This window comes from Mesorhizobium sp. M7A.F.Ca.CA.003.01.2.1, from assembly GCF_003998945.1.
Lineage (GTDB): Bacteria > Pseudomonadota > Alphaproteobacteria > Rhizobiales > Rhizobiaceae > Mesorhizobium > Mesorhizobium ciceri.
Genome location: NZ_RZRA01001207.1, coordinates 1 through 1353, shown reverse-complemented (window position 1 = coordinate 1353; position 1353 = coordinate 1). Strand labels below are relative to the sequence as shown.

Genomic DNA, 1353 nt, shown 5'->3' with positions numbered 1-1353 from the left:
AGACAGACTGCCATCCTCGGCGGGCTGGTCATGTCGGCGGCGACCTTTCTGGTCTTTGTCCATCTGCCGCTGCCCTGGCATGAGGATGCGCCGCTGGCCATGCCTTTTCTCTATGTCGCCGGCATGTGGATGGCGGTGCTGTCCTCGATCGCCTTCACCGCCATATATGCTTTTCGGGTGGCAGCCGAAGCCCGGCTTCTGGCCAATGCGCTCGCCGCAACAGAGCTGGTGCTGCAGCGCGAGCAACACCTTTCGGCGCTCGACGGGCTGGCCGCCGCGGCCGCGCACGAGCTCGGCACGCCGCTCGCCACCATCGCGCTTGTCGCCAAGGAGATGGAAAAGGCGCTCGGCAAGGATCCGAAATATGGGGAAGACGTGACGCTGTTGCGTTCGCAGAGCGAGCGTTGCCGCGAGATTCTCAAGCGGCTGACCAGCCTGTCCTCGGAGGGTGAGGCGCATCTTTCGCGGCTGCCATTGACATCGCTGGTCGAGGAGGTCACCGCGCCGCACCGGGACTTCGGCATCTCGATCAAGCTTCGGCCCGGCGAACGCATCGGCCCCGAGCCGGTCGGGCAGCGCAATCCGGGCGTCATCTACGGCCTCGGCAACCTGGTCGAGAACGCGGTCGATTTCGCCCGCAAAAGCGTCACCGTGCGCTGGAGCTGGGACGAGGCCACCGTCACCTTCTCGATCGTCGATGACGGCCCCGGTTTTCCGGCCGAGATCATCGACCGCATCGGCGAGCCCTATATGTCGACGCGCCAGGGCAATGAAACCGGCGGTGGTCTGGGCCTCGGCCTGTTCATCGCCAAGACCCTGCTCGAACGCTCTGGTGCCGTGCTCGATTTCCGCAATTCGGGTGGCCTGGGCGAGGGCGCCATGGTCCAGATATCGTGGCCGCGTGGTGTGTTCCTCAATCCGGAAATCACTTCGGCCAGCATGTTCGACACTGCCTGAGAGCCTTGAAGGACCTCTAAAAATTGGACAAGGAGGCTCAGGAACTATATTTGCGTAAAATTAAGGCAGCAGGAATTTTGAGACTATGACAGGCGACGAGAATATTGGCGCAATGGTTGAAGGCGAGGACACCTCGCTGCTTGTCGTCGATGACGACAAGCCGTTCCTCACGCGTCTGGCCCGCGCCATGGAAGCCAGGGGCTTCGTGGTCGAGACGGCCGAGAGCGTCGAGGAGGCGGTTGCCAAGGCGCGCGCCAATCCGCCCGCCTACGCCGTGGTCGACATGCGGCTCGGCGACGGCAACGGCCTCGACGTGGTCGCGGCCATCCGCGAAAAGCGCGAGGATTCCCGCACCATCATCCCGACCGGCTATGGCAACATCGCCACAGCGGTGAC

2 protein-coding genes are annotated in these 1353 nt (G+C 63.6%); both read left to right on the top strand.

Annotation, left to right across the window (positions count from 1 at the left end):
- On the top strand, nucleotides 1-957 hold a 957-nt coding region (locus EN969_RS31250), incomplete at its 5' end, for an ActS/PrrB/RegB family redox-sensitive histidine kinase (protein WP_164758671.1).
- An 85-nt stretch (nucleotides 958-1042) separates the two neighbouring features.
- On the top strand, nucleotides 1043-1353 hold a 311-nt coding region (locus EN969_RS31245), incomplete at its 3' end, for a response regulator (protein WP_127419744.1).